Source organism: Thiohalocapsa halophila, assembly GCF_016583825.1.
GTDB lineage: Bacteria > Pseudomonadota > Gammaproteobacteria > Chromatiales > Chromatiaceae > Thiohalocapsa > Thiohalocapsa halophila.
This window is the reverse complement of the sequence record NZ_NRRV01000022.1, coordinates 1-22,866: the sequence shown is the minus strand read 5'-3', so window position 1 is coordinate 22,866 and position 22,866 is coordinate 1. Positions and strand designations below refer to the sequence as shown.

General features: G+C 67.6%; 15 protein-coding genes. 5 read left to right on the top strand and 10 right to left on the bottom strand.

Going from position 1 to position 22,866, the window contains the following annotated elements; genetic code table 11:
• Positions 1-128: 128 nt before the first annotated feature.
• The 6 genes from CKO31_RS10615 to CKO31_RS10590 all read right to left on the bottom strand — a co-directional run bounded on the left by CKO31_RS10615 (position 129) and on the right by CKO31_RS10590 (position 9,658).
• Positions 129-1,037, bottom strand: a complete 909-nt coding sequence (locus CKO31_RS10615) for a carbohydrate kinase family protein (RefSeq protein WP_242475289.1) — start codon at positions 1,035-1,037, stop codon at positions 129-131.
• Positions 973-4,563: an ADP-ribosylglycohydrolase family protein gene (locus CKO31_RS10610; RefSeq protein ID WP_200236873.1), complete on the bottom strand. Its 3,591-nt coding sequence runs from the start codon at positions 4,561-4,563 to the stop codon at positions 973-975. The genes CKO31_RS10615 and CKO31_RS10610 overlap by 65 nt, the downstream gene beginning before the upstream one ends.
• Positions 4,564-4,640: 77 nt before the next feature.
• Positions 4,641-8,420 carry a BREX-2 system adenine-specific DNA-methyltransferase PglX gene (pglX, locus tag CKO31_RS10605; RefSeq protein WP_200236871.1) on the bottom strand — a complete coding sequence of 1,260 codons (3,780 nt, stop codon included), beginning with the start codon at positions 8,418-8,420 and terminating at the stop codon, positions 4,641-4,643.
• Positions 8,421-8,573: 153 nt separating this feature from the next.
• Positions 8,574-8,810: a hypothetical protein gene (locus tag CKO31_RS10600; RefSeq protein ID WP_200236869.1), complete on the bottom strand. Its 237-nt coding sequence runs from the start codon at positions 8,808-8,810 to the stop codon at positions 8,574-8,576.
• Between the two features lie 144 nt (positions 8,811-8,954).
• Positions 8,955-9,383 carry a type II toxin-antitoxin system VapC family toxin gene (locus CKO31_RS10595; RefSeq protein ID WP_200236867.1) on the bottom strand — a complete coding sequence of 143 codons (429 nt, stop codon included), beginning with the start codon at positions 9,381-9,383 and terminating at the stop codon, positions 8,955-8,957.
• Positions 9,371-9,658 (bottom strand): type II toxin-antitoxin system Phd/YefM family antitoxin, encoded by a 288-nt coding sequence (locus tag CKO31_RS10590; RefSeq protein WP_200236864.1) that lies wholly within the window; start codon positions 9,656-9,658, stop codon positions 9,371-9,373. Before CKO31_RS10590 ends, CKO31_RS10595 begins: the two co-directional genes overlap by 13 nt.
• A 327-nt stretch (positions 9,659-9,985) precedes the next feature.
• Here CKO31_RS10590 and CKO31_RS10585 point away from each other — a divergent pair, with 327 nt between their 5' ends.
• Positions 9,986-10,237: a type II toxin-antitoxin system Phd/YefM family antitoxin gene (locus CKO31_RS10585; RefSeq protein WP_200236863.1), complete on the top strand. Its 252-nt coding sequence runs from the start codon at positions 9,986-9,988 to the stop codon at positions 10,235-10,237.
• Positions 10,234-10,620 (top strand): type II toxin-antitoxin system VapC family toxin, encoded by a 387-nt coding sequence (locus tag CKO31_RS10580; RefSeq protein WP_200236861.1) that lies wholly within the window; start codon positions 10,234-10,236, stop codon positions 10,618-10,620. The genes CKO31_RS10585 and CKO31_RS10580 overlap by 4 nt, the downstream gene beginning before the upstream one ends.
• Before the next feature lie 23 nt (positions 10,621-10,643).
• Here CKO31_RS10580 and pglW read toward each other — a convergent pair whose 3' ends face one another.
• The 3 genes from pglW to soxA all read right to left on the bottom strand — a co-directional run bounded on the left by pglW (position 10,644) and on the right by soxA (position 16,821).
• A complete protein-coding gene (gene pglW / locus CKO31_RS10575; RefSeq protein WP_200236859.1) occupies positions 10,644-14,999 on the bottom strand; it encodes a BREX system serine/threonine kinase PglW in 4,356 nt (1,451 codons plus the stop codon).
• Between the two features lie 218 nt (positions 15,000-15,217).
• Positions 15,218-15,949: a sulfur oxidation c-type cytochrome SoxX gene (soxX, locus tag CKO31_RS10570; RefSeq protein ID WP_242475288.1), complete on the bottom strand. Its 732-nt coding sequence runs from the start codon at positions 15,947-15,949 to the stop codon at positions 15,218-15,220.
• 29 nt (positions 15,950-15,978) lie between these two features.
• The gene (gene soxA / locus CKO31_RS10565) at positions 15,979-16,821 is read right to left on the bottom strand and encodes a sulfur oxidation c-type cytochrome SoxA (RefSeq protein ID WP_200236856.1); all 843 of its coding nucleotides are present in this window, start codon (positions 16,819-16,821) and stop codon (positions 15,979-15,981) included.
• Positions 16,822-17,144: 323 nt separating this feature from the next.
• Here soxA and CKO31_RS10560 point away from each other — a divergent pair, with 323 nt between their 5' ends.
• Complete coding sequence (locus CKO31_RS10560; protein WP_200236855.1) at positions 17,145-18,515, top strand: response regulator; 1,371 nt, start codon at positions 17,145-17,147, stop codon at positions 18,513-18,515.
• Positions 18,516-18,524: 9 nt separating this feature from the next.
• On the opposite strand, the gene CKO31_RS10555 is transcribed toward CKO31_RS10560, so the two are convergent.
• Entirely contained in the window at positions 18,525-19,334 is an 810-nt protein-coding gene (locus CKO31_RS10555) for a 4'-phosphopantetheinyl transferase family protein (protein ID WP_200236852.1), read from the bottom strand.
• A 540-nt stretch (positions 19,335-19,874) separates the two neighbouring features.
• Between CKO31_RS10555 and bchI the strand changes: the two genes are divergently transcribed.
• On the top strand, positions 19,875-20,906 hold the full coding sequence (gene bchI, locus CKO31_RS10550) for a magnesium chelatase ATPase subunit I (protein ID WP_200236850.1): 1,032 nt from the start codon (positions 19,875-19,877) through the stop codon (positions 20,904-20,906).
• Positions 20,903-22,804: a magnesium chelatase subunit D gene (locus CKO31_RS10545; protein ID WP_200236848.1), complete on the top strand. Its 1,902-nt coding sequence runs from the start codon at positions 20,903-20,905 to the stop codon at positions 22,802-22,804. The genes bchI and CKO31_RS10545 overlap by 4 nt, the downstream gene beginning before the upstream one ends.
• The last annotated feature ends 62 nt before the right edge of the window (positions 22,805-22,866 follow it).

The window sequence follows — 22,866 nt, the reverse complement described above, 5'->3', positions numbered from 1 at the left end:
CCGACGTTCGCTCCGCGGAACCGGCCGCTGAAGCCACCGCCCAGTCAGTCAGGCTGACACACTGAGCCACTTCACCACGTTTCTCCGCAGCCACAACTCCTCTACCATTGCTGGACAGGTCGCCAAATTCATCGAATCTCTTCTCCGAACACATCGGCCCATTCCGGAGGTGTTGACCCTTCTCTCGCAACCGCGCTTGCGCCCCATCTGTTACCGAGCCGTACACTTTGCTCGATACTCTCGCCTCTGACCAAACCCGCCAGCATGCCGGCAGCAAAAGCATCTCCTGCACCGGTCGCGTCTTTTACAGAAACCGATTCGGCCGGTATATGTACTTCACCTTTTCGTGAGAGCATTCGAACGCCCTCCTCTCCATGAGTCACGATCACCTCCTTACAGGCAACCGCATTTCGCATTGCGGCTGCGTAGCTCGAAATGCCCCCATTTTCTTCAAACTGTTCTTCAGAGCCCAGCAGATAGTCAGCTGCCTCCAGCGCCTCAACGCCACTTGGCACGGACACTACGACTGCTCCGGAATTCCGTAGCTCCTCCAGGACCGACGGCTTTGCGGGAGCAGCAGCGGAAAAAAATACAATGTCCCCCCTGCTAACTCTCGCGCACGGGAAATTAAGCGACCCCAGTGCGTCCTCATGTGCGCCCACCATGGTACGCTCGCCCTCGGAATCCACTAGTATTGCTACTTCTGCCGTCGGCACCTGCCACCTTTGAATGTAGGATGTCTCGAGACCCAATGTCTCCAGCCACTGTAGTAAGGAATCTCCCGTTCCATCCCGCCCAACGTAACCTACCAGTAGGGTGTCAACGTCCGCACTGGCAAGCCCGACTGCCGTGTTGAGCCCAGTTCCCCCAGGCCTAACCTCGAAACTCCTGGCTTCTGCAAAACCCCCTCTCGCTGGCACCGCATCAACTGCGTACACCCTGTCCCATCCGATGGAGCCCACGACCCACACTCTACCGGTAGTGTCCACAACGCTCCGCGCACAGTCTTTGCGCGACCGTAGCGATTCGCTCCGCATCTGGCAGCCTCGCTTTTTCTTGCCATGCCAAGACCCCAGGAGTCGGGCCGTAGATCGGGGCGAGGATGCCGCCAACCAATGCTGCCCTAGTATCCGTATCACCACCGTTCTGCACGCTTTCCAGTAAGGCATCCTCCAGTGAGCGCGCCCCCACAATTATCCGGATCACTTCGCTCACCATTCGCACTGGATCCAGCTCGGAATTCTCGGAAATCGTTTCATACAGAGAACGCCTGCCACTCAGAATTGCCCTTTCGGCTTGCTCACTAAGCCACCCATGCCTGCGTAACCATCGACTCTCTCCTCGGCCTGCGGCAACAACTGCGTCACGTGAAGCACTTTCAACCGACAAGCTAGCCATCGCAGCGATAACGCATGCGCTCGCGACAGCATGCATATCGCCATGGGTTACCTTAGAAAGCCGATATACCACCTCCCTTCGCAGGCTCGCCTTATGACATGGAACAATCCACCCTATTGGCAACGCGCGCATCGCAGCCCCGTTGGTGCATCCTCCATTTGCGCCCACGCGGCCCGTATCGATAAACGCCTGGACTGCCGCACGTGTGCTGGGCCCAACCCCTCGCATGTTCGGCAATTCCCTCGCCAGGAGAACTACGAATTCCCGCGCGGTCACCTCACAGCCGGATTCTGCCAGCAGCTCTGCAAGGACCAGCAGCTGCGCAGTATCATCGGACGTTGCCCCACTCTCCCAGTCTTCTCTCCGGGGGAACATGCCAATTTCTTTCGAGTTAACATCACGGCGAGAACACCCTTCCCAGGGTACTCCTAGTGCATCTCCTAGTGCGTAATACCTAATACCCGTGGCGATTACCTCCGGCTGTATTAGCCTTGCAGCAGGGAACATTTTGTAGAGTGCATAGAATTGCCCCGCTTCAATCATACGCCGGGCTTCCTCCAGAAACACGTGCCATCGCAAGTGTCGTCCACGCTGTCGCCAATACTCCGCCAAAACCAGCATCGTATGCGCAATGTCATAGGGCGTATCGCAGTGCCGAAAAAGGCTGAGAGCACGACGGAGCCTTATCAGGGCATCGAAATACTGCCGTTTCCCGATCAAACATTCAGCTTGCGTCAAATAGACCTTGCCCAAGAGCACCAACTCTCCAAGCGTGGATGCGAAGCGCTCGGCCTTTCCGAGCCAACCCAACGCCTCCTCATATTGCTTCAAACCCCGATAAGCCTTCCCAATCCCATGCAGCGAGCATATTTCGCCTCGGATGTCGCCCGTCGCCCTTCGCAGATCTGCCGCCTTCTGGTGCAGAGCCAAAGCGGCTGCCCATTGATGCTGTGTCTCCCGTATGAGTCCCGCTAAATGCGACAAGAGACGCGCCTTCAGTGCGAGATCCGTCGGCAGCGCGGAAGCCTCTGAGTCTTGAAGTGCGCCGGTGAACTCGCGCGCTGCTTGCTCGACGTCGCCACCATAGAACAGAAACTCCCCAAGAACATTACGCCAGCGCACAGAATCCGGCGCACTGGTGCTGGCTCGTGACAAAGCCTTGCCAGTTAGCGAGAGCTTCACGCCCTCGCGGAATTTGCCCAGATATAGCTTTATCTCCGATAGCCGATACAGTAGATCGCCCTGATCCTCGGGGCTCGCCGAACGCAATGCTTGGAAGGTTAAGCGTTCCGCCTCTTGTAGCTGGCCTTTGACCAACAAGAGCTCCGACTCAATTAGAGCACGGCAAGCCGAGCCTGTCGGCAAGCGTTCGCGCGTTTCCTCTACCTCCTGAAGGTTACCTAAACCGAGATTCGCGCGCGCCAACAAGTACCACAGGTCACCTCTGTCATACGTCTCTGGGATCTGGATGTCCGTGAGAAGTGCAATGATCGTGCGGCACCGATCATACCGGTGAATCTCTACTTCCGAACGAAGCGCTGACACCAACTGTCGCAAGCCTTTCACAGGCGCAATCTGGTTCACGTGATAAACCGCCTCAAGGCGCGCTAAGTAATCACCAAGCTTAGCTTTTCTGTTGTAGTAGCCAATGAGGGACGTGTGTGCTTCTTGGACTTCGGCTCTGCGGACTTTGGATAGTATCCGCCTCAGTAGCCGATGCATCTCGTAAACCGGTCGACCTCCGGCAAGTTCACTTGGAGGGGAGCGGCACGCGATAAACGAGTACGGGATGACCCTCTCAAAGTCGAGGGTGGTGCCGGCAAAGCACAAGTCTGCGGCTAGATGCTGATAGAGAGGGAGATCGAACGTCCGCGCGGCCGCAAGGAAGACAACCGCCTTCTCCACGTTGGGCTCGATCCAATAAAGAAACCGACGAACCATGGCCATTTCCCGCTCGGCCAGAGAAGGAAGACGCGCGAAGGCGTCGCAGTCCAGGTGTTTACTGTGACGTTGTGCGGCACCGGCAGCATCTGCACATAACGCCAAAAACTGTGGGTGAACCTGACCGGGACAGACCGATGCGTATTCGGCGATAGCCCTGCGCAGGGGCGCCTCTAGCACGCCCGAGCTTTGAAGATAGACGTCCGCGTCATCGTCCGAGAGATTGCCAACTGTAAAAACTTTGAGGAAGCTGTCCGGAATCCGCGCGTCTGCGGCGTCGGCCCATAATGGCCGATCCCGCCCAGAAACAATCGGTAGACACCCGGCGTGCAAGTCCAAGTGCCCTAGCAGTCTTCGTAGCCAGGAATCCTGGGCCAGGTAGCGGCCCGCGAGCCGTGTACCGTAAACGCGTGCAGTTCCTTCCCAGAAGGATTCGTGGGTATCGAACATCAGCACGATGCGCTGTTGCTCCTCCACGTCATGCAGTGCTTGATTGACGTCCTCAGCGAAAAGCTTGGGCAGCATGTTTGCCAGTTGCGGCTCGGCCGGCATCTCGAGTATTGCAAGGGCTTCGTCCTTAGCCAGCCTCCGAGCGAATAATTTTTCAGAAAGGAGTTGGTCTGTGCGTCTGTCGATTAGGTCAAAAACGGCCCTGCCGGTTTTTAGAATTGGGAGGTCGAACAGAAAGTCGGCGATATCCGAGGCAAGGCCCAGTTCGTTCTCCGGGAACAGCTCGTGCAACCTGTTTCCGAAATTAAGACCAGATTTCTTCAGATAGCAAATGGCACCGAAGTCGAAGCGGGGAAATCGAATGCCGTACCCAGCAAGCTGGCGCTTAAGCATTAGCAAGGCAGAATGGCATTCCTTTGGACGATTTTCCTCCCTAGGCTCCTGGCCGAAATCGATCTGTGCGGCGGGAACCGGCTTCCCGGTCTGAGAAAGGTACGAGACCAACGCTTTCGCATCAGTAGTCTGGGCGCACGCCGCATTCCATTCGTCAGGTGCTATCCGCATGCAACAGTTGCGCAAGAGAAAGCGTTGCAGAAGCGACTTTCCGGATCCCCCCGAGCCGGCGAGGAAGATAATCTTCGGTCTCGGATCAGCCTCGTGGATCGCACCAAGAAAATGACGAATTACTGTGTCGCGATTCTGGAATAGGTCAAGCTCGCGGTCAGCCAGCGAGTGTTGTGTGGGTTGACCTGTTTGCTCGAAGATCGAAGGCATGGCTCACTCCGGGCCGTTCGAAGGTAGCTGCGCGGCCAATTCTGTAGATACCTCAGCACGAAGCATTAAAAAAGCGGTCAATGTCGGCGGCCGCGGGTGGCGGCCGGGGGCTGCCAGTCGGTGAGATCACTGCGCGGGCGCTCCAGGCCGCGCAGCTCCTCCTGCAGGAAGCCCTCGAAGTAGTCGCCCATGCGGGTGCCGTAGGTGGGGTCCAGGGCGTTGTGCCATTGCTTGAGCCAGGGCACCAGCTCGTCGATGGCCACCAGCATGGGCATGAGCTGATCCGCGTCCCAGCCGTCGCGCTCCTTGCGCTCCACGTACCAGGCGGCGATGGCCTGGGCGCGCTCCAGGTGATCCAGGCCGGCCCAGCCGATGACGGGCGTGGTGTCGCCGGGCTTCTCGCAGCCGGGCAGTGAGAAGAAGCGCTCCTTGGGCACGTCCAGCTTGCCGCGCAGGCCCCAGTAGCTCGGTTTGCGGAAGTCGCCGCTGGCGTACTTCGGCGGCAGCGGGATGTCGCCCACCTGCTCCGCCTTGAGCTTGGCCGCGTGCTCCGGCGTCAGGTGGTCGGGGTCGGTCTCGGGCAGTGCGGTGCGGGCGTCGAGGGGGTCCTCCAAGCGCTGCTTGTCCCAGGTCTCCTGCCAGGCGCGGAACTTCGGCATGGCCTTGGGCTTCAGGCGCGCCGCGGCCATCTGCGGCACGCTCTCCGACGCCACCAGCTCGACGACCAGGGCTTGGGGGTCGAAGGTGTCGCTGCCGGTGTAGAGGGCCGCGATCTGCTGGAACAGCGTGGGAGCGAGGGCCCGGTCCGTGAGCTGGGCGCAGGTCAGAAGCGCCGGGCCGGCGTTGCGGGCGGCCTGCTCCAGGTGGTCCAGCAGCCAGTCCCGCAGCGCCCGCTGCTGGCGCTTGGCCCAGGGCTCGCGGTTCCAGCGGCGCTTGTACTCGGGCTGCTCGACCAGCCTGATCCACTTGTTGTCTGCGATGGCCTGGAGCCGGCGCCGGGTCAGGTCCAGGTAGTCCGCGGGCCAGTGTTCGGGCGGCTCGGTGATGGGTTGGCTTCGGTGGCGCTCGAACCAGGTGGTCTGCTGCTCGCCCGCCGCGATGCGGCGGGCGAGCTGGATCTCAAAGGGGCGCTCGCCCAAGGCGACTTCGGGCGGCTCGCCTGCATGGCACAGGTCCTCGTCGGTGAGGCCGTAGAGCCGGTAGCAGCACCAGTCCAGCTCCTCCTGGAGCGCGATCATCCGGCGCCGGATGCCGTCTGCGTCGCGCTCCGCGGCGGCCAGCGCGGACCTGATGTCGATGGCGGCGTCCGCCGGGCTCGCCGCCAGGACCTCGGCCGGGTCCAGCTTCGCGAGGTCCTGGGCGAGCTGGTCGAGGGTGGTGGCGAGGTTGCGGGCTTGGTGGCTGGGGTCCGGTGCGATCGGGAAGTGCTTTAGGCCGGTGCCGGTGTGCTCATAGAATTTTTCCCATTCCTCGCTCGCCAGACCGCCGCCAATGCCGCCACCGCCCTTGTCATGCAGTACCTGCTTCATCCAGAAGCATCCCGTGGAGCTGTTCAGCAACCCCAGCAACGCCAGGTGATCCGCCTCGCTCGCAACCGCCGGCAGCTTGATCACCGGCGCGGACTGCTTGAAGACCTTGCCGCCGCGGTCCAGGACGAAATGGTTGTGGGTGGCGACGAAGGCGAAGGTGATGGTCAGCGGCGTTCGGAGCTTGTCGCTGTAGAGCTCCTGGTATTCGTACCATGTAAGGCCCCGCTCCAGCATCGGTGTCCCGAAACGCTTGCGCTTCGAGATCGCCGCTCGGTAGGGCCAGAAGTGGCGAAGTGTGTTCGGCAATGATCGGATGGGGATGAGGTCCAGCCCCTCATCGTAGAGCCATACCGCTTGCTCAGCGCTGCGCTCCCAATCGCGGATGCCGTCGCCGACGACCAAACCGCGAACATGCTCGATATCCAAACGCCGTGCGTTGCTGGCGCTTCCGACGATGAACAGCTCGTCTTCGCCGGTAACCGCGCTGATGCCGACGTGCTCTGCGGTGGCGCCGATAATGGTTTCGGCCGCGGCTTGAACCACCTGCTTCAAGTCCGTGGCGCCACCGCCCCCCAAACTCCATGGATGACTTCCGTAGGACTCCCGTGGTTGGTCCACGACGCTCACATACTCGTTCTCACTCCCCGGCCTCTCCAGCAATTCGACGATGGACCGCCAGACCTGGCCCTGCGCCGCATCGTCCGGCGTGCTCGGCTCGCCGCGGATGCCGAGCACGGCGCGGATGTCGCCGCCGGTGGGCCGCTCGTTGCGGGCGAGCAGGATGACCGTCGGCGTGCCGTGGCCGGGAATGTAGGCGCCGGCCGTGTCGATGACGTGGGTGAGGGCCTTGGCCGGAAGATAGTCCTCGATGAGCTTCTTGCCGAACTCCCGCTTCATGAAGCTGTTGGCGGTGATCAGGCCGACGAAGCCGGCGGGTCTGGCAGATGGCTGATCGTTCCCACGCTCCGGCGTGGGAACGCGTCCCGGGCCGCTCCCGCGGCCCGTTTCCGCGGACGCGAGGCCGGAGCGTCGCGGGCTGGGCTCCCCGGCTTCCGCGTGGGAGCCATCACCCCCTGAGAGGCACAGGTCGAAGAAGCGCTCGGTGAAGGGCACACCGAGCGAGTACTTCATGTGGCAGGTGGGGTACTTGTCCCGGTAGGCCTGATTCAGCGCCCTGTCCTTGACGGTGATGTAGGGCGGGTTGCCGACCACCACGTGGTGCCGGCGGCCGAGGATGGCGTCGAGCCGGGCCTTGTCCTCCACCTGAAAATGATGCTCCAGCCCGTCGTCGAAGGCGTTGCGCTGAATGCCCTGCCCCTGCCACTCGTGCCGCGGGCCGTGCAGCAGGGCGTCGCCGACGGCGAGGTGGAGCTGGAAGTCCGGGGCGTCCTTGAGCTGACTCGCACCGCTCGCCTGCATGGCCGCGATCAGCAGGCGAAAGCGGGCGATGGCGACGGCATAGGGGTTGATGTCGACGCCGTGCACGGCGTCCAGCGCGCGCTGGGCCAGGGCGCGGGCATTGGTGGCGGGCTCGCGGCGCTGCCAGGCGTCGAACAGGCGCCGGAACGCCGTCAGCAGAAAGTGCCCGGAGCCGCAGGTGGGGTCGATGAGCCGCACCGCGGGCAGGCCGAAGGCGGCCAGGGCCGGGGTCAGGGTGTAGTCCAAGATAAAGGACTCGACGAACTCCGGCGTCTGCAACAGCGCATAGCGCTTGCGCACGGACTCGGAGAGGTCCTGGTAGAGGTCGCCGAGGAAGCGGGTGTCCCAGTCCGCGCTGGTGAAGTCGTGGGCAATGGCGCCGGTCTCCGGGTCCAGGCGCTGGAAGAAGTCGATTAGGGCCTTGGCGCCGTCCGCCGAGACGGGGAGGTTCCACAGCGGGTTGTGGGCGCGGTCCAGCAGCTCGGCCATGGCCGGCAGCGGCGCCAGCGACTCGAACACCCAGAGCAGATAGTCCCGCTCGGCATGGGTGGGATGGGCGTCGAAGTAGACGGTGAGCCGGTCCCGCGCCTGGGCCAGCCCGCCCCCTGTGTGACCAAGCTCGGCGCCGTCGGTGGGGCCGGACAGGTAGGGCGCGTCCAGCAGCCCGTTGTCCTCCAGAAAGCGCACGAACACGCAGGTCAGCACCCAGGCCGCGGCGGCCTGGGTGATCTGGGCCGCGCGCCAGTCCGTGAAGTGCTCGGCGGTGCGCGCCGCGGTCTTGGCCTGGCGGTATTCCTCCCGCAGCGCCGCTTCCCGCGCCGGGTCCGCCTGCGTGAAGTCCAGGATGTCCTGCTCCAGCCGGGGCAGCAGGCCCTGGAGGTCGGCGAGGAGGCGCTGGGGGTCGATCATGCTGCGGTCTCTCCTTCAGCCTTCTCGTTCCGCCGCTCCAGCGGCGGAATGCGTCCCGGGCCGCTCCGGCGGCCCGTCTGCGCGGGCGACGCTGGAGCGTCGGGCGATGGGTTCCCTCGCTGGAGCGAGGGAACCATCACGCCCCCTGTGCGTTCACCACTCGACGTGATCGGCGAGGCGGCGCGCCGCGCGCTGGGCGAAGGCCGGCTCGGTGGCGCCAGCGTCGGCTACGACGGCATCAAGCCGATCCGTGATGGACTGCGGGTCGTGACGTTCGGCGTATTCCTGGACCGCGAGCGCGCATAGGTCGGCGATCGATATGCCCAGTCGTGAAGCCACGCGTCCCGCAGTCTCGGCGGCGGGATCAGGGAGTTGGATCTCGATGCTCATGAATGCTTGGTCCTCGACATGTTTGATTCAGATGCGGCAGATCTTATTGGCGGCGCCTGGCTGTACTGGGTTACCTGTATTCGAGTGCCGACGGGGACAAGTAACAGGTCAGAAACAACGTGAAGACCGCAGGGCGCGCAAACGTCAGGCGCCGACGAACCAGTTCTCCATGCGAAGCCCCTGGAAAGCGGCAAAGTCGTCGACATTGCGCGTGATCAGCACTAGGTCGTTCACGGCGGCGATCGCGGCGATTTGCGAGTCCGGGCAGGATGGCATCCTGCCCTCTTGCCGAAGCCGTGCGCGTTGCTCCGCCTGCCATTGGGCGGCGTTCTCATCGAAACCGATGATCGGCAACGTGGGCCGGATGCGCCGGAACAGATAGTCCTGGACCTGATCCCGGCGCTTGCCCGCGGGCAGCAGGTGCATGCCGTAGAGGACCTCCTGCCAGGTCACGGCGGAGATCGCGAGCAATCCGTCATTGGCCTCGAGCTTGCCCATCACCGATACGTTGGGACGCGCGACGACCGGCTCGGACAGGATATTGGTGTCGAGCAGATAGCTCACTCGGGCCATTCCAATACCGGCGCCGGGCGACGATCACGCCAGGCATCCACGGTCTCCTTGGGCCAATCGACCGGCTCGAACTCGGGATCTTCCCGCATCTCCGTGACGAGCGCCCAGAAGCTCCGCTGCCCGTGTCCTTCGAGCAAACGCACGTATTCGTCCCTGGCCAACAGGACGGCGACGGGCTTGCCGCGCCGGGTGATGTGCACGGTCTCACCCTGTTCTGCGCGGTGGATGAGGCGCGTCAGTTGCGCCTTGGCCTCGGCGATGGAGGTTTCGGACATCACGGTTCCCTGATGGTCATTTTTATAGTCATCTTAGAAGGCCAGACGCTGGATGTCACGCGCGGTCGGGCGTTTCCGGCATCGCGGCAAACAGCACATTCGCGTCCAGGAAAAGCCGCTTCACGGCGACCGGGATGGGTCGGCCCTGCCCGGCCGCGCCTCGATGCGCGCAGGCTCGTCGCCGCTCAGCGCAGCCGCTCCACGCGCCGGCCCCGGGTGGCAGAGCCGCCGGACGGCGTGCCGAGGCAGAGCCTCGGCGCGAGACAAGGCTCGCTGCACCCGTGCAGACGGACTAGACTTATAGGGTCTAGTTCAACAGGTACGGACATGCAGCAAATCAACATCCATGAGGCCAAGACGCATTTGTCCCGTCTGGTCGAGCAGGCGGCCCGGGGCGAGCCATTCATCATCGCGAAGGCCGGCAAGCCTTTGGTGAAGGTGGTGTCGCTGCAATCGCCGGCACCGCAACAGGAGCGACGGCTGGGCTTCCTGCGCGGGGATATCAGCGTTCCCGACGATTTCGACCGCATGGGCGGGCCGGAGATCGAGGCCCTGTTCGGTGGCGATGCCGAGCCGTGAACCTCTTGCTCGACACCCATCTACTCCTGTGGGCCGCGGGGCAGCCTGAACGGTTGTCTGCGCAGGCGCGGGCGCTGATGGAAGACGTTGACAACCAGCCGCTGTTCAGTGCCGCAAGCCTATGGGAGATCGCCATCAAACGCGGGCTCGGCCGGGCGGATTTTTGCGTCGATCCACGGCTGCTGCGGCGCGGCCTGCTCGACAATGGCTACCAGGAACTGCCCATCGACAGCCGGCATGCCGTCGCAGTGAACGATCTCCCGCCCATCCACAAGGATCCCTTTGATCGCATCCTGGTCGCTCAGGCTGTGGTCGAGGGCATCCTGTTGTTGACCAGCGACGCGCTGGTGGCCCGCTATTCCGGCCCGATCCGCGCCGTGTGAGCCGATCTGGGCGCCGATGCCCGTCACGCGGACCCAGCGGCAACATCAGCGGATACCGCCCGCAGCCATTGGCTCGGAATCGCCGCATGCTCGCGGCGGCCGGGGCCGTCCGGCACGCTGACGCCCTCGAGGCTGGCGCCGGGGCCGGTGCTGTCGCTTGCGATCAGCAGCAGCAGCGCGTGCGGGATCTCGCCGTCGGCGAGGCGCCGGCGGATCTCGGCGAGCCAGTCGTCCACGAGACCGTAGCGGCCGATGAGGCCGGTGTCGGTGAGCAGCACCGGGCCGGCGGCGGCGCCGTCGGGCCCCAGGATCTCGTTGGTGAGGGCCGGCAGCACGCGGCCTACCAGGCCCAGCAGGCGGGCGCGGTCCACGCTGCCCGGGTCCGCCGCGTCCGCCCGGAGCACGACCTGCCAGTCCGGCGGTCGGGCCATGCCGTCGCAGAGCTGGTGCAGGTGGCGCAGCAGCAGCGCATCGAAGCTGATGCGCTCGAGCCCGAAGCGCGCCACCAGCTGCTCGGCCGCGAGCCGCGCCCTGGACGGGCGCACGGTCAGGGCCAGGAAGCGATGCTCGGCGAGGGCCGTGCGCAGGGTGGCGTCGAACTGCTCTTGGTGGCGCTGCGCGACGAGCGCCGCTTCGGCCCCGGTGGGGTCCAGCCCCGCGGACGAGCCGGACAGCACGGTCCCGACGCGGCTCGGGTCGTACAGGCTGGTCACGGCGGTGAGACCGGCGTGGGGCAGGCAGTAGGCGCCGCGGGTGCCGTCGGGAAAGGTGAAGGCGCCGTTCCACTCGAAGCCGAGATCGAGCCCGCGCATCAGGGTATCGAGCCCCGGGCGCCCCGGCAGCGGCTGCGCGTCGGGATAGCGGCCCTGCACGCGGTTGTGCACCTCGGCAACGGACAGGGCGCGGGTCCCGAGCAGGGCGCCCTGGGCCAGCTCGATGGCGCGCTCGGCGCCGAGCCCGCGCGGATAGAGCTCGGCGCGGCTGGACAGCGCCGCGTGCTGGGAGGCGGCCGCGGCCAGGCGCAGCAGGCGGTGGTTGCTGAGCCCGGCCAATGCGTGCTGATCGGAGACCGGGGGCGGTACCGCCCGAATCAGCTCCAGGGTCCGCACCGGCGACAGCAGCGGGTCTTTATCGGCGCACTCGTCGGCCAGCTCGCCGAGGGCCTGCGCATAGTCGGCCAGCTCCTCGCCGCGCAGCTCGCGGTTGTCGGCCACCAGAATGCGGCGGCCGGCACGGCGAATGATCCAGCGGGATGCTTGGCGCTCCAGCTCGGTTTCGACGGCGGCGCGGACCACGGCCTGGGCCCAGCGCTCGCGCAGCGGCGCGGCCTGCACGCAGCCGCGGCGCAACAGCACGGCCTCGGCCAGCTCCATCGCGGTCATGACGCCGCCGTGATCGTCCAGCAGTGCGGCGATGTCGTGGCGCAGCTCGGTGATGCGCTTGTGCTTAGCCCACAGGGCGACGGCGCGGGATTGCAGCTCCCGCACCCGGCCCGGCTCGAGACCCGTCTCGGCGGCCAGGGTGACCAGCGTCGGCCAGTGGACGCCGAGGTCCGACGGCTGACGGTCGCTGTCGAGCCGCCCCAGGTACTCGCTCAGGAAGCGGCGGCGCTCGGCGTCGCCGGCCTTGGACGCCGGCGGCAGGATGGCTCGGAAGAGCTGATCGACGCTCGCCGGATGGCCGGCCGCGGCGGCGTCGCCGGCTGCTTTGCCGCTGTCGGCGGGCGGCGGCGCCGCATCAAGTGGCTGTCCCAAGCTGTCGCGGAGCTGGGCGATCAGCTGCGAGAGCTCGCGGCGGGTCTGGATGCCGACGCCGGTCATGCGCACCAGCTCGTTGCGGGGCAGGGCGAGCAGGTCGCGCACGGTGTTGACGTTGAGGCGGCTCAGGGTGTCCAGCGCCTGCGCGGACAGGGGCAGCAGGCCGATTTGGGTGTCGGGCTGGGCCTCGGCAGTCGAGCACGCCGGCTCGCACGCGTGCGCGTCCGCGGCGGCCGCGGGATGGCGGGTGGTCTGCTGCTGCGCGGGCAGGAAGACCCGGCTCCAGGCGTGGCGCATGTCTTCGGCATTGCCGAAGCGGTCCTTGACATCGCGCGCCAGGGCCTTGGCGAAGAAGACGGCCATGGCGTCGCGGATGCCGGGATCGAACAGATTGGGATCGATCTCCAGCGCGCCGTCGATGAGCCGCGGCAGGCCCTCTTGGGCGGCCCAAGCGGGCAGCGTGCCGGTGGCCATCTCATAGAGGGTCAGTGCCGCGGCAAAGCGCTCGGCGTAGTCGTCCCAGCGCCGGCGGCCCGGATCGCGGATGAAGGGGTCCAGGTAGGCAGCGGTGCCGGCGGTGATGTTGGCGTCGCCGACCCGGGACAGGGAGAAGTCGAACAGCACCAGGTGCAGGCGATTGCCTTGCATCGTCAGGCCGATGTTGCCGGGCTTGATGTCACGGTGGGCGATGCCGCGCTCTTCGAGATGGCAGAGGGCGCTCAGCAGGTCGTCGCCCAGGCGTTGCAGCAGCTCGAGCTGGAAGGCGCCCTCGTGTCGCAGCCGGTGCTCCAGCGAGCCTTCGGCCGCGTAGTCGATGATCAGCGCCTGGTGACCGAGCAGCTCGCGGCTGTCGTGCAATGCGATGACGGCCTGGTGGCGGAGCTTGGCGAGGGTTTCGCCCTCGTGGCGCAGACTGGGGTTGTGCTCCGGGTCTGCGGCGAGCTTGAGCACGCGCTGCTCGCCCCGCTGCGCACCGAGCTGCTGAACGACGAAGGTGACGGCACTGGCGCCGCGGCCGAGACGCCGCTTGACCTCGATGCCGCCCGGGAAGGTGTCGCCGGGGCCGGCGCCGGCCGGGTCTTCGCGCCGCTCGCTGTCGGGGCGGGTCAGCTCCTTCTCGACGTCATCCAGGAAGCGCAGAAATTCGTCGATGGTGCCGATGCGGGCGCCGAGGTCCGGATGGGTGGCGTACTGAACCAGGTCCTGAAGCTCTTGCGAGGCCCCGTTCAGCACGTCGGTCACCTGCAGCCCGGTACCGCGGCCGAGCTTGTCCTGGAGCTCCAGGTCGTTGCCGGCCGGCGCCTTGCCGGTGAACAGCAGATAGGCGATGGCGCCGAGGGAGAACACATCCAGATAGACGCCGTCGACTCCGGCGTCGGAGCCACCACCGGAGCCACCACCGGAGCCAGCACCGCAGCCAGCACCGGCGCCGATTTGGTCGATGGCCGAGTGGGCTTCCAGCGCGAGGTAGGGGCCAGCCTCTTCCTGGATGATCTGGCTCATGTGGCTGAGCACCGACTGCTGGACGCTCTCGCGCTCGGCGGCCCGTTGCGCCGTGGCCCAGTTGGCGATCTTGGCACTCAGGCTGCCGTCGGGCTCGGGCCGAACATAGATGCTCTGCGGGCTCAGCGCCCGGTGATAGAGACGATGGGCATGGGCGAAGTGCACGGCCTCGGCCAGGCGGCGCATCAGCGCCAGGGCATCGGCTGCGTCGAGCCGCCGCTCGGGACCGAGCCGGAGCAGATAGTGGTCCAGCCGCTCGGCGGCCGGGTCGTGCTCGTAGACCAGGGCCGGCCCCTGGTCGTGCTGCTGGTATTCGCGCGCCCGCAGAATGCCGGGATGCTCCAGCCCCTCGATCAGGCGGAATTCCAGTCGGGCCGCCTTCTGTAAGGTTTGGGCCTCGGACTCGGGCTTGCCGCGGGTCAGATAGATGCGAATGCGGCGCTTGAGACCGGTCTCGGCATGGGTCGCGAGCCAGTCCTGAAAGTGGTCGGCCTCGTCGAGCAGCTCTCCCAGCTCGTAGAGCCCGACCCGCCGGGCACGCTGGGACTCCTTGATGCCGGCCTCCTCCAACGCCCGGGCGACGAGCTTGGACGTGGGCCGGTCGATGTTCTTGTCGCGGCCGTTGCCGTCGAGATGGGTCAGGGTGTTGAGGAGATTCTTGCGCGTACAGACCTGGAGCCGAGCCGGCCCCTGAAGCCGGTTGACGACGTCGTGCGCAGACAGAAACACCAGGGAGGTGATAAACGGGATGCGTGCTCTGCCGCTGCCGGCCAGTGCGGCGCGCTGCGTCTTGAGCAGCGAGGCCAGCTTCTTCGCCTTGCGGTCGGCGAGCAGGCGCGGGTTGTCGAGCACGCGCCGACGATCCTGGAAGGTCCAGAGCCAGCTGCCGGCGTCGCCGCTGATCTCGCCGGGATGGGACTTGATCTCGACCAGGTACAGACCCTTAGGGGTCAGCACCAGGGCGTCCACCTCGTTGATGGAGCCATCCTGGGCGATGAATTCGAAGTTGGCCCAGGCTCGGTAGGGCTCATGGTCCGGGAGCTGACGCCGCAGGAAGTCCAGGCCGGCCTGCTCCCACGCGTAGTCGGAGGGGGTGATCTGCTTCCAGAGCTTGTCCATCGTCTCCGCTTGTTCCGCTGCGCTCGGCGTGCGCGCGATTCGGACACGCGCGAGCGCCCGCGTCAAGCCGGCCCGGCGCGGCTACGCGGGTGGACACGCCCGTTGCAGCCCGCCCCACGCGAAAGCCGAGCCGGCGCCTGCGTAGCGACGCGGGCGCCGGCTTGGTGAGCCGCGTCGGTGAGCGGCGTGCGTGGGCCGCGTGCGTGGGCGGTAGGGGCTCAGTCCGCCGCCGCCTGCTCTGCGTCCGCCGTCTTCGGCGGCTCCTGGTTCACCGGAGATTCCGGGTCGAGCAGATAGGCCATGACGTCCGCGATCTGGGCCTGGGTCAAGGTCCCGTGATGCCCGAAGCGCGGCATGGTCGTGCACGGAAAGAACAGGTTCGGGTTGTAGAGGATCTGGTAGGTGTGCTTGAGCATCGCGTCGCTGGCGCCGCGCAGTCGGCCGTAGCCGGTGAGGCTCGGGCCGACGGTGCCGTAGGCGATCTCGTTGGGGTCGAGCTGGTGGCAGGCGTAGCAGTTGCCACCGGGGGTGCGGCTGTCGTGGTCGTCCACGCGGTGGCCGATGCGGTAGCCGTAGCCGGAGCGGGCGATCTCCTCGCCGCGCTTCCAGTCGCCGAGCTCGACGCCGCCGTCGGGATACTCGATGGAGTCGTCGGCGAGGGCGCTGATCTTGGCCGCGGTGGCGCGGTCGAGGTCCTTGCCGCTGCGGGCGATGGCGGAGCAGACCTTCTGCGTGCGGTCTTGGGTCATGCGCTCGCGGGCGGTGCCGCCGTCCTGGGTCTGGGCGTCGAGGTCGAAGCCGCCGGCCTCAAAGATCAGGTAGTCGGCGAGCTCTTCCGGGCTCATGGCGGTGTAGGCGGCCTCTGGTGCCGGCGGTGCCGCCGTGGTGGCGGTGGCGAGCATGAAGAGCAGCGCCGCGGTGGCGGTCAGTGCGAGGTGTCGGTTGGTCATCGCTGGGATCTCCTGGCTGTTACCGGTGCTCAACGCTTCTTGTCCGGCAGGATCGCCGGCGCGCCGCGGGCCGCGTCGGTCCAGAAGGACATCAGCGCGATGGCTGCTTCGGAGCCCGGGATACTCTGCGGCTGGCGCATCTGCCAATAGCAGCCGCGGATGCGGTGGTTGCTGCTGCGCACCTGTTGATGGCCAACGCGGAAGGCGGGCCAGGAGATGGCCTTGGTCCATTCGTGCGGCTGGTTGATGCTCGGCAGCACCGAGGCGCGGATGCGGTTGCCGGTGTTGGTGTGGCAGGTGCTGCAACTGAAGTCGGAGGTCCCGGCGCGGCGGTAGAACAGCACCTCGCCGGCATCGCGCATGGCCTGCTCCAGCGGATGATCCATGGGCGGATTCCAGGGCAGGCCGCTGGAGCGGCTGGCGATGAAGGTCTGGAGCTTCATCATGTCCGAGTCCGAGCCATGGCGCTGCTTGACCTCGGGGTCGTCGGGCGCGAAGCCCTGGATGCTGGTCATGCAGTAGACCAGCCGGCTCTCCAGGTCCATGACGCGGCCGGTGTCCTCGAAGAAGCGGGGCAGCTCCACATAGGCGCCGTCCACGACGCCCGGCCCCTTGCCCAGGTCGCAGGTCTCGAGAGATTCGTTGTTCGGCCCCCGCGCCTCGAAGAAGAGCTCTTTGCCCTCCTCGGCGGTCCAGAGCGCGGCGTTGTCCGGCATCATCATGATGTTCTGCTCGCTCTGGGTCAGATAGGCTGATTCGTTGTCGTCGATCAGCGTCTGCAGCACGTCCTCCGGCGCGCGCAGGTCGCCGGCGAGTACCGGCAGGGTCAGGGTCGCTGCCATGCCGGCAGCAAGGGCAGATCGTCTTGGCATTGGGATGGCTCCTCTCCACTCCGGGGCTTATCGTTGTCAGGGTCTGGCGCCGACAGCCGGGAGCGCGCCGGGAGCGCGGTGCGTCGGTACTTCGCGCTATGTCGCCGTCGGCGTGCGGTGAAGTGCGGCCGCTGCGCTCATTGCAACAACGGAATCATTGTCCGCAGACAACGGATTTTCCGAGCCGGCTCGGTCCGGTTTTTGGCGATGGCCAATAAGGCGGTCCCTCCTCAGGAGCAGACCCGCAAGGCTGCCGAGCCGGCTATCCAGAGACGCGCGTTGGGGTTATGCTCTATCCCGATACTGCCGGCACCCAGAGCCCAATGAGCAGCCAGGACAGCCGCCGCGGCGGGAGCATCGAGCCGCAACAATCCGTCAGCCCCGAGCCGTCGCTTCGGCAAGGCCGTGACACCGGCCCAGACGCCGATCCAGCAGCGCTCTCGGCGGCGCGGCCGAGCCTGAGCGAGCCGGGGGGCGCCCTCGTGGATACGCTCGGCTTCGAAGTCCTGTTCCACGCCTCGCCCATGGGCATTGGCTTCTCGGTGGACCGGGAGCTGCGCGAGGTCAACGACCGGCTCTGCGCAATGACTGGCTATGCGCGGGAGGAGCTGATCGGCCAGTCCCTGCGCATGCTGCATCCGTCCGCTGCCGCCTTCGAGGCCATCGGCGAAACCGTCTATCCGCGGCTCTGTGAGGAGCCCGTGGTGCGCGTGGACGCACAGCTCAAGCGCAAGGACGGCCACATCCTGGACGTGGCCCTGTGTCTGGCGCTGGTCGACCCGAAAGAGCCGGCCCGCGGTGTCATCGCCACCGTGCTGGACATCACCCGACGCAAAGTGGCGGAGCAGGCCGTGGCCGAGCTGAACCGCACGCTGGAGGCCCGCGTCGCCGAGCGCACCGCCGAGGTCCAACGCCAAGCGACGCAGTTGCGGGCGCTGGCCACCGAGCTGACCCAGACCGAGCAGCGCGAGCGCAAGCGCCTCGCCACCATCCTGCACGATCATATTCAGCAGCTCATCGTCGCGGCGCAGATACAGACGGGCCAGCTGGCCCGCACCGCCGGCACCGAGGCCCTGCGTGCGGCCGCCCAGGCTGTCGGGGAGACATTGGCGGAGGCGCTCGCCGCGTCGCGCTCGCTGACCGTGGAGCTGAGTCCACCCGTATTGCAGGAGCGCGGCCTCGTCACCGCCCCCGGACTCGGGGCCTCCGTGACGCTCTTCGTGCCCGGGGGTGACAGGCTCCCGGCCGCGGCGGACCTGCAAGCAAGCGCAAGCCGCACGGGGGCCGGTGCCTACGCCGTGCACCAGCAAGCGCCGCGCTGGCGGGTGCTGATCGTCGACGACCATCGCATCGTCCGAGAAGGTATCGCCGGTCTGCTGCGGGTAGAGGCGGACATCGAGGTGGCGGGCGAAGCGGAAACCGGTGCGCAGGCCCTTGCCCTGGCTGCAGAGCTGAAGCCCGATGTCATCATCATGGACATCAACCTGGGCACCGGCATGGATGGCATCGAGGCCACACGCCGAGTGCTTGCCGCGGCGCCGAAGATCACGGTAATCGGCCTGTCCATGCACGTGGACCGGGATGTCGCCGACGCCATGCTCGCCGCTGGTGCCGCCGCCTATCTCACCAAGGGCGGCCCGCCGGAGGACCTGATCAGCGCCATTCGCACCCATGCCGGCGGCCGCGGCCCGTGAGGGCTGTCGTCAGGGGATGCGCGCCGCGTCGGTGACGCGCTCCACCGGCAGCAGCACTGTCCCCGGGGTACAGGCGGCGAGCCCGACCTCCGGCTCGGCATCGGCGCCGTGCAGCAAGACCCGAAACCGCGCCCCGCCCGCCGCCGGCACCGCCGCCGCCAGGGCGCAGCGGCGCCCGTCGAGATGCAGCAGCAGGCAGCGCCAGTGCGCCGCGGGCGGGTCTTTCTGTGCTGCCTCAGCGTGGCGCAGCCGAATCCGCGCGGGCGCTGCGCCAACGAGCCGGAAGCCGAAGCTCGCAAGGCCCATGGCGAGCCCGAGCCCGTGGGCCTTGACATAGGCCTCTTTCAGTGTCCAGACGGATCGAAAGGCCAGCGCTTGCGCGTCGGAGCCCGGCGGGCCTGCGGCGGCGATGGCAGCGGCCTCGTCGGGAGTGAAGAAACGCTCGGCGATGGCCTGCGCATCCGGCAGTGCGCGCGCGCATTCGGCATCGACGCCCAAGGGCTGATGCCGGGTCAGCGCGCAGCACACCAGCCCGCGGGTGTGGCTGAGGTTGAAGCGCAGCGCCCCGGCATCCGGGCAGGCGGCCGTGTCGATCTCCGGGCGCCCATGGGCGCCGCGGCGAAAGCGCCAATGCCCCGGCGCCGGGGCCGCCTCCCGCGACAGCGCATAGCGCAGCAGCACATGGGCCGCTCGATAGGCCTCGCGGTCGGCATCGAGGCGAAAGCGCGCCGCCCGGGCCTGCTCGTCTGCATCCAGCACGGCTGCCGCCGCCGCCAGCTGTGCCAGCGCCGGCGCCCCACGGGCGATGTGCAGGGTCACAGACTGCACCGCTCAGACCCCGACAGACCGGCCGCAGCCGTGCGGCCGCGGCCGGCTCCAGCGGCCGGGGCTCCAGCGGCTGGGGCGCCAGTGGCGGGGGCTGGGCAGGTGTTTGAGGGGCGGGCTCGGCGGCGGCGCAGGCATCGGCCGTAGTCGCAAACCGCGGCGGGCGGCGCGGGCGCTGGCGGAGTATGTCCGCATCGGCGTGCGGCCTGCAAGCTGTCGGACAAGCAAGCAATCAATCAGGATAAGGGGCGCGCATTGCCCGTTGGCACTGCTCCGGCCCGAGCCGGCGCCGCTGGTCGCCCCGCCGGCTGGGCGGTGGCTGCCCCGACTGCGCCAACGCAAGCAAAACCCGCCGCCCGCTTGACCGGAAAAAAGCTGCGGGATAGGTTCCAGCGTTGCTGTCACCAGACGCGCTGTCTGGTCCGCGTCGGCCGCGGGCTCGCCGCAGCCGGTGCCAGTGCAGCCCAAGCTCGGAACAACTCTCCGCATCAACGCCCCGGACCAGCCCCCGGACGCTCACCCAGGACCATCCCTATGCCGGCCGCCTTCCCGTTCTCCGCCATAGTCGCCCAAGACGAGATGAAGCTCGCGATTCTGATCGCGGCGACGGACCAGAGCATCGGCGGTGTCTTGGTGTTCGGCGACCGCGGCACCGGCAAGTCCACGGCCATCCGGGCGCTGGCGGCGCTGCTGCCGCCCATGCGGGTGGTCGAGAAGTGCGCCTACAACTGCGATCCTGAAGCACCCGAGGCCGCGCTCTGCGACGCCTGCCGGGACACGCGTGCCAACGGCGGCAAGCTCAAGGTGCGCAAGGCGCCGGTGCCGGTGGTGGACCTGCCGCTCGGCGCCACCGAAGACCGCGTCATCGGCGCCCTGGACCTGGAATCCGCGCTCACCCGCGGCGAGAAGCGCTTCGAGCCCGGCCTGCTGGCCCGCGCCCACCGCGGCTTTCTGTATATCGACGAGGCCAACCTGCTGGAGGACCACCTGGTGGACGCCCTGCTGGACGTGGCCGCCAGCGGCGAGAACGTGGTCGAGCGCGAGGGCCTGAGCGTGCGCCACCCGGCGCGCTTCGTGCTGGTGGGCAGCGGCAACCCCGAGGAGGGCGAGCTGCGCCCGCAGCTGCTGGACCGCTTCGGCCTGTCGGTAGAGGTGTCAACGCCGCAGGATCTCAAAAGCCGCATGCAGGTGGTGCGCCTGCGCGACGAGTTCGAGCGCGACCCCGCCGCCTTCATCGAGAAGCACAAGCGCAAGGACGGCAAGATCCGCCGCCAGATCCTCAAGGCCAAGGACACGCTGGATCAGGTGGAGGTGCCGGACGCCACCCTGGAGCGCGCATCGCAGCTGTGCATGAAGCTCGGCACCGACGGGCTGCGCGGCGAGCTGACCCTGATCCGCGCCGCCCGCGCCTATGCCGCGCTGGAGGGCGACGAGAGCGTCGAGGACAAGCACCTCAAGCACGTGGCCCCGCCGGCGCTGCGCCACCGGCTGCGCCGCAACGTGCTCGACGACGCCGGCTCCACCACCCGCGTCAACCGGGCGGTGGAGGAGCTGTTCGGGGCATGAGCGCCACCGCCCCGGCGCCGGGGCAGCTGCCGCCCGGGCAGCCGCCGGCAGACGCGGCCGCGACGCCCGCCGCCCCACCGGCCGAAGTCGAGCAGGCCGAGCAGGCCGAGGCGCAGCGCCGGGCGCAGCTCGCCGCCCGCTGGGACGACGCCTGCCTCGCCGCGGCGCTCTTCGCCGTGGACCCGGTGGCCGCCGGCGGCATCAATGTCCGCGCCCTGCCCGGTCCCGTGCGCGACCTCTGGCTGGAATTCCTGCGCGAGCTGCTGCCGGCGGACGAGCCTTTCCGCCGCGTGCCCCTGCACATCGCCGACGGCCGCCTGCTGGGCGGGCTGGACCTCGCCGCCACGCTGCACGCCGGGCGCCCCGTCGCCGAGCGCGGCCTGCTGGCGGAGGCCGACGGCGGCGTGGTGATGCTGGCCATGGCCGAGCGCGTCGCCCGCTCCACGGCCGCGCACCTGAGCGCCGTGCTGGACACCCAAGAGGTCCTGGTGGAGCGCGACGGCATCACCGCCCGCACGCCCACGCGCTTCGGCGTCGTCGCCCTGGACGAAGGCGCCAACGACGAAGAGCAGGTGCCGACCACGCTCAAGGACCGCTTCGCCGTCCTGCTGGACTTAAACGACATCCCCTACAACGCGGCCATGCCGCCGGATCAGGACGCAGGCAGCATCCAGCGCGCCCGCCGGCGCCTGCCCGGCGTCACGGTGCCCGCGGACATACTGGAGGCCATCTGCGCCACGGCCCTGGCGCTCGGCGTCGACTCCCTGCGCGCCAGCCTCTTCGCCCAGCGCATCGCCTGCGCCGCCGCGGCGCTGGACGGCCGCGACGCCGTCGAGACGGACGACGTCAGCACCGCCGCCCGGCTGGTCTTCGCCCCCCGCGCCACCCGGCTGCCCATGCCGGATACGCCCGAGGACCAGCAGCCCGAAGAGCCGCCGCCCCCGGAAGAAAACCAGGACGACGAGCAGCAGGACGACCAGACCCCGGAGCAGGACATCGACAAGCCGCTGGAGGACGTGGTGCTGGAGTCCGCCGAGGCGGCCATCCCGGACAACCTGCTGGCCATGCTCAAGATGGGCGCGCTGCGCACCCGCTCGAACAGCAGCGGCAAGTCCGGCGCGAGCCAGAGCGGCTCCCTGCGCGGGCGCCCCGCCGGCACCCGCCGCGGCGAGCCGGGCGCCGGCAGCCGCCTCGCCGTCATCGACACCCTGCGCGCGGCGGCCCCCTGGCAGCGGCTGCGGCGCCAGGAGCGCGAGCAGCAGGCCCGGTTGGGATCAGGCGGGGGCGATGTCCTGGTGGAAGTCCGCCAGGACGACTTCCGCATCACCCGCTACAAGCAGCGCTCCGAGACCACCACCATCTTCGTCGTCGACGCCTCCGGCTCCGCGGCCCTGCACCGCCTCGCCGAGGCCAAGGGCGCCGTGGAGCTGCTGCTGGCGGACTGCTACGTGCGCCGGGACCGGGTGGCCATGGTCGCCTTCCGCGGCCCGGGCGCCGAGCTGCTGCTGCCGCCGACGCGCTCCCTGGTGCGGGCCAAGCGCAGCCTCGCCGGGCTGCCGGGGGGCGGCGGCACACCGCTCGCCGCGGGCATCGACGCCGCCGTGGAGCTGGCCGACGGTGTGCAGCGCCGCGGCGGGACGCCGGTGGTCGTGCTGCTGACCGACGGTCGCGCCAATGTCACCCGCGAGGGCATCGGCGGCCGCGCCCAGGCCGCCGAGGACGCGCTGGCCTCGGCCCGCGCCTTCCGCACCGCCGAGCTCAAGGCCCTGGTGGTGGACATGTCACCCCGCCCGCGCCCCGACGCCGAGAAGCTCGCCCACGAGATGGGTGCGGTCTATCTCCCGTTGCCGCATGCTGATGCCGCCGCTTTGTCGGGGGCGGTGCAGGCTGTCGCCTGAGGAAGTGACGAGTGACGAGTGGCGAGGGTCGAGGCACGGACGCTACCCCTTCGCCCCTCGCC

What these genes read in the sequence shown, in the direction of transcription:
- CKO31_RS10615 (WP_242475289.1), bottom strand. Translation starts at nt 1,037, where the DNA reads ATGCGGAGCGAATCGCTACGGTCGCGCAAAGACTGTGCGCGGAGCGTT.
- CKO31_RS10610 (WP_200236873.1), bottom strand. Translation starts at nt 4,563, where the DNA reads ATGCCTTCGATCTTCGAGCAAACAGGTCAACCCACACAACACTCGCTG.
- pglX (WP_200236871.1), bottom strand. Translation starts at nt 8,420, where the DNA reads ATGATCGACCCCCAGCGCCTCCTCGCCGACCTCCAGGGCCTGCTGCCC.
- CKO31_RS10600 (WP_200236869.1), bottom strand. Translation starts at nt 8,810, where the DNA reads ATGAGCATCGAGATCCAACTCCCTGATCCCGCCGCCGAGACTGCGGGA.
- CKO31_RS10595 (WP_200236867.1), bottom strand. Translation starts at nt 9,383, where the DNA reads ATGGCCCGAGTGAGCTATCTGCTCGACACCAATATCCTGTCCGAGCCG.
- CKO31_RS10590 (WP_200236864.1), bottom strand. Translation starts at nt 9,658, where the DNA reads ATGTCCGAAACCTCCATCGCCGAGGCCAAGGCGCAACTGACGCGCCTC.
- CKO31_RS10585 (WP_200236863.1), top strand. Translation starts at nt 9,986, where the DNA reads ATGCAGCAAATCAACATCCATGAGGCCAAGACGCATTTGTCCCGTCTG.
- pglW (WP_200236859.1), bottom strand. Translation starts at nt 14,999, where the DNA reads ATGGACAAGCTCTGGAAGCAGATCACCCCCTCCGACTACGCGTGGGAG.
- soxX (WP_242475288.1), bottom strand. Translation starts at nt 15,949, where the DNA reads ATGACCAACCGACACCTCGCACTGACCGCCACCGCGGCGCTGCTCTTC.
- soxA (WP_200236856.1), bottom strand. Translation starts at nt 16,821, where the DNA reads ATGCCAAGACGATCTGCCCTTGCTGCCGGCATGGCAGCGACCCTGACC.
- CKO31_RS10560 (WP_200236855.1), top strand. Translation starts at nt 17,145, where the DNA reads ATGAGCAGCCAGGACAGCCGCCGCGGCGGGAGCATCGAGCCGCAACAA.
- bchI (WP_200236850.1), top strand. Translation starts at nt 19,875, where the DNA reads ATGCCGGCCGCCTTCCCGTTCTCCGCCATAGTCGCCCAAGACGAGATG.
- CKO31_RS10545 (WP_200236848.1), top strand. Translation starts at nt 20,903, where the DNA reads ATGAGCGCCACCGCCCCGGCGCCGGGGCAGCTGCCGCCCGGGCAGCCG.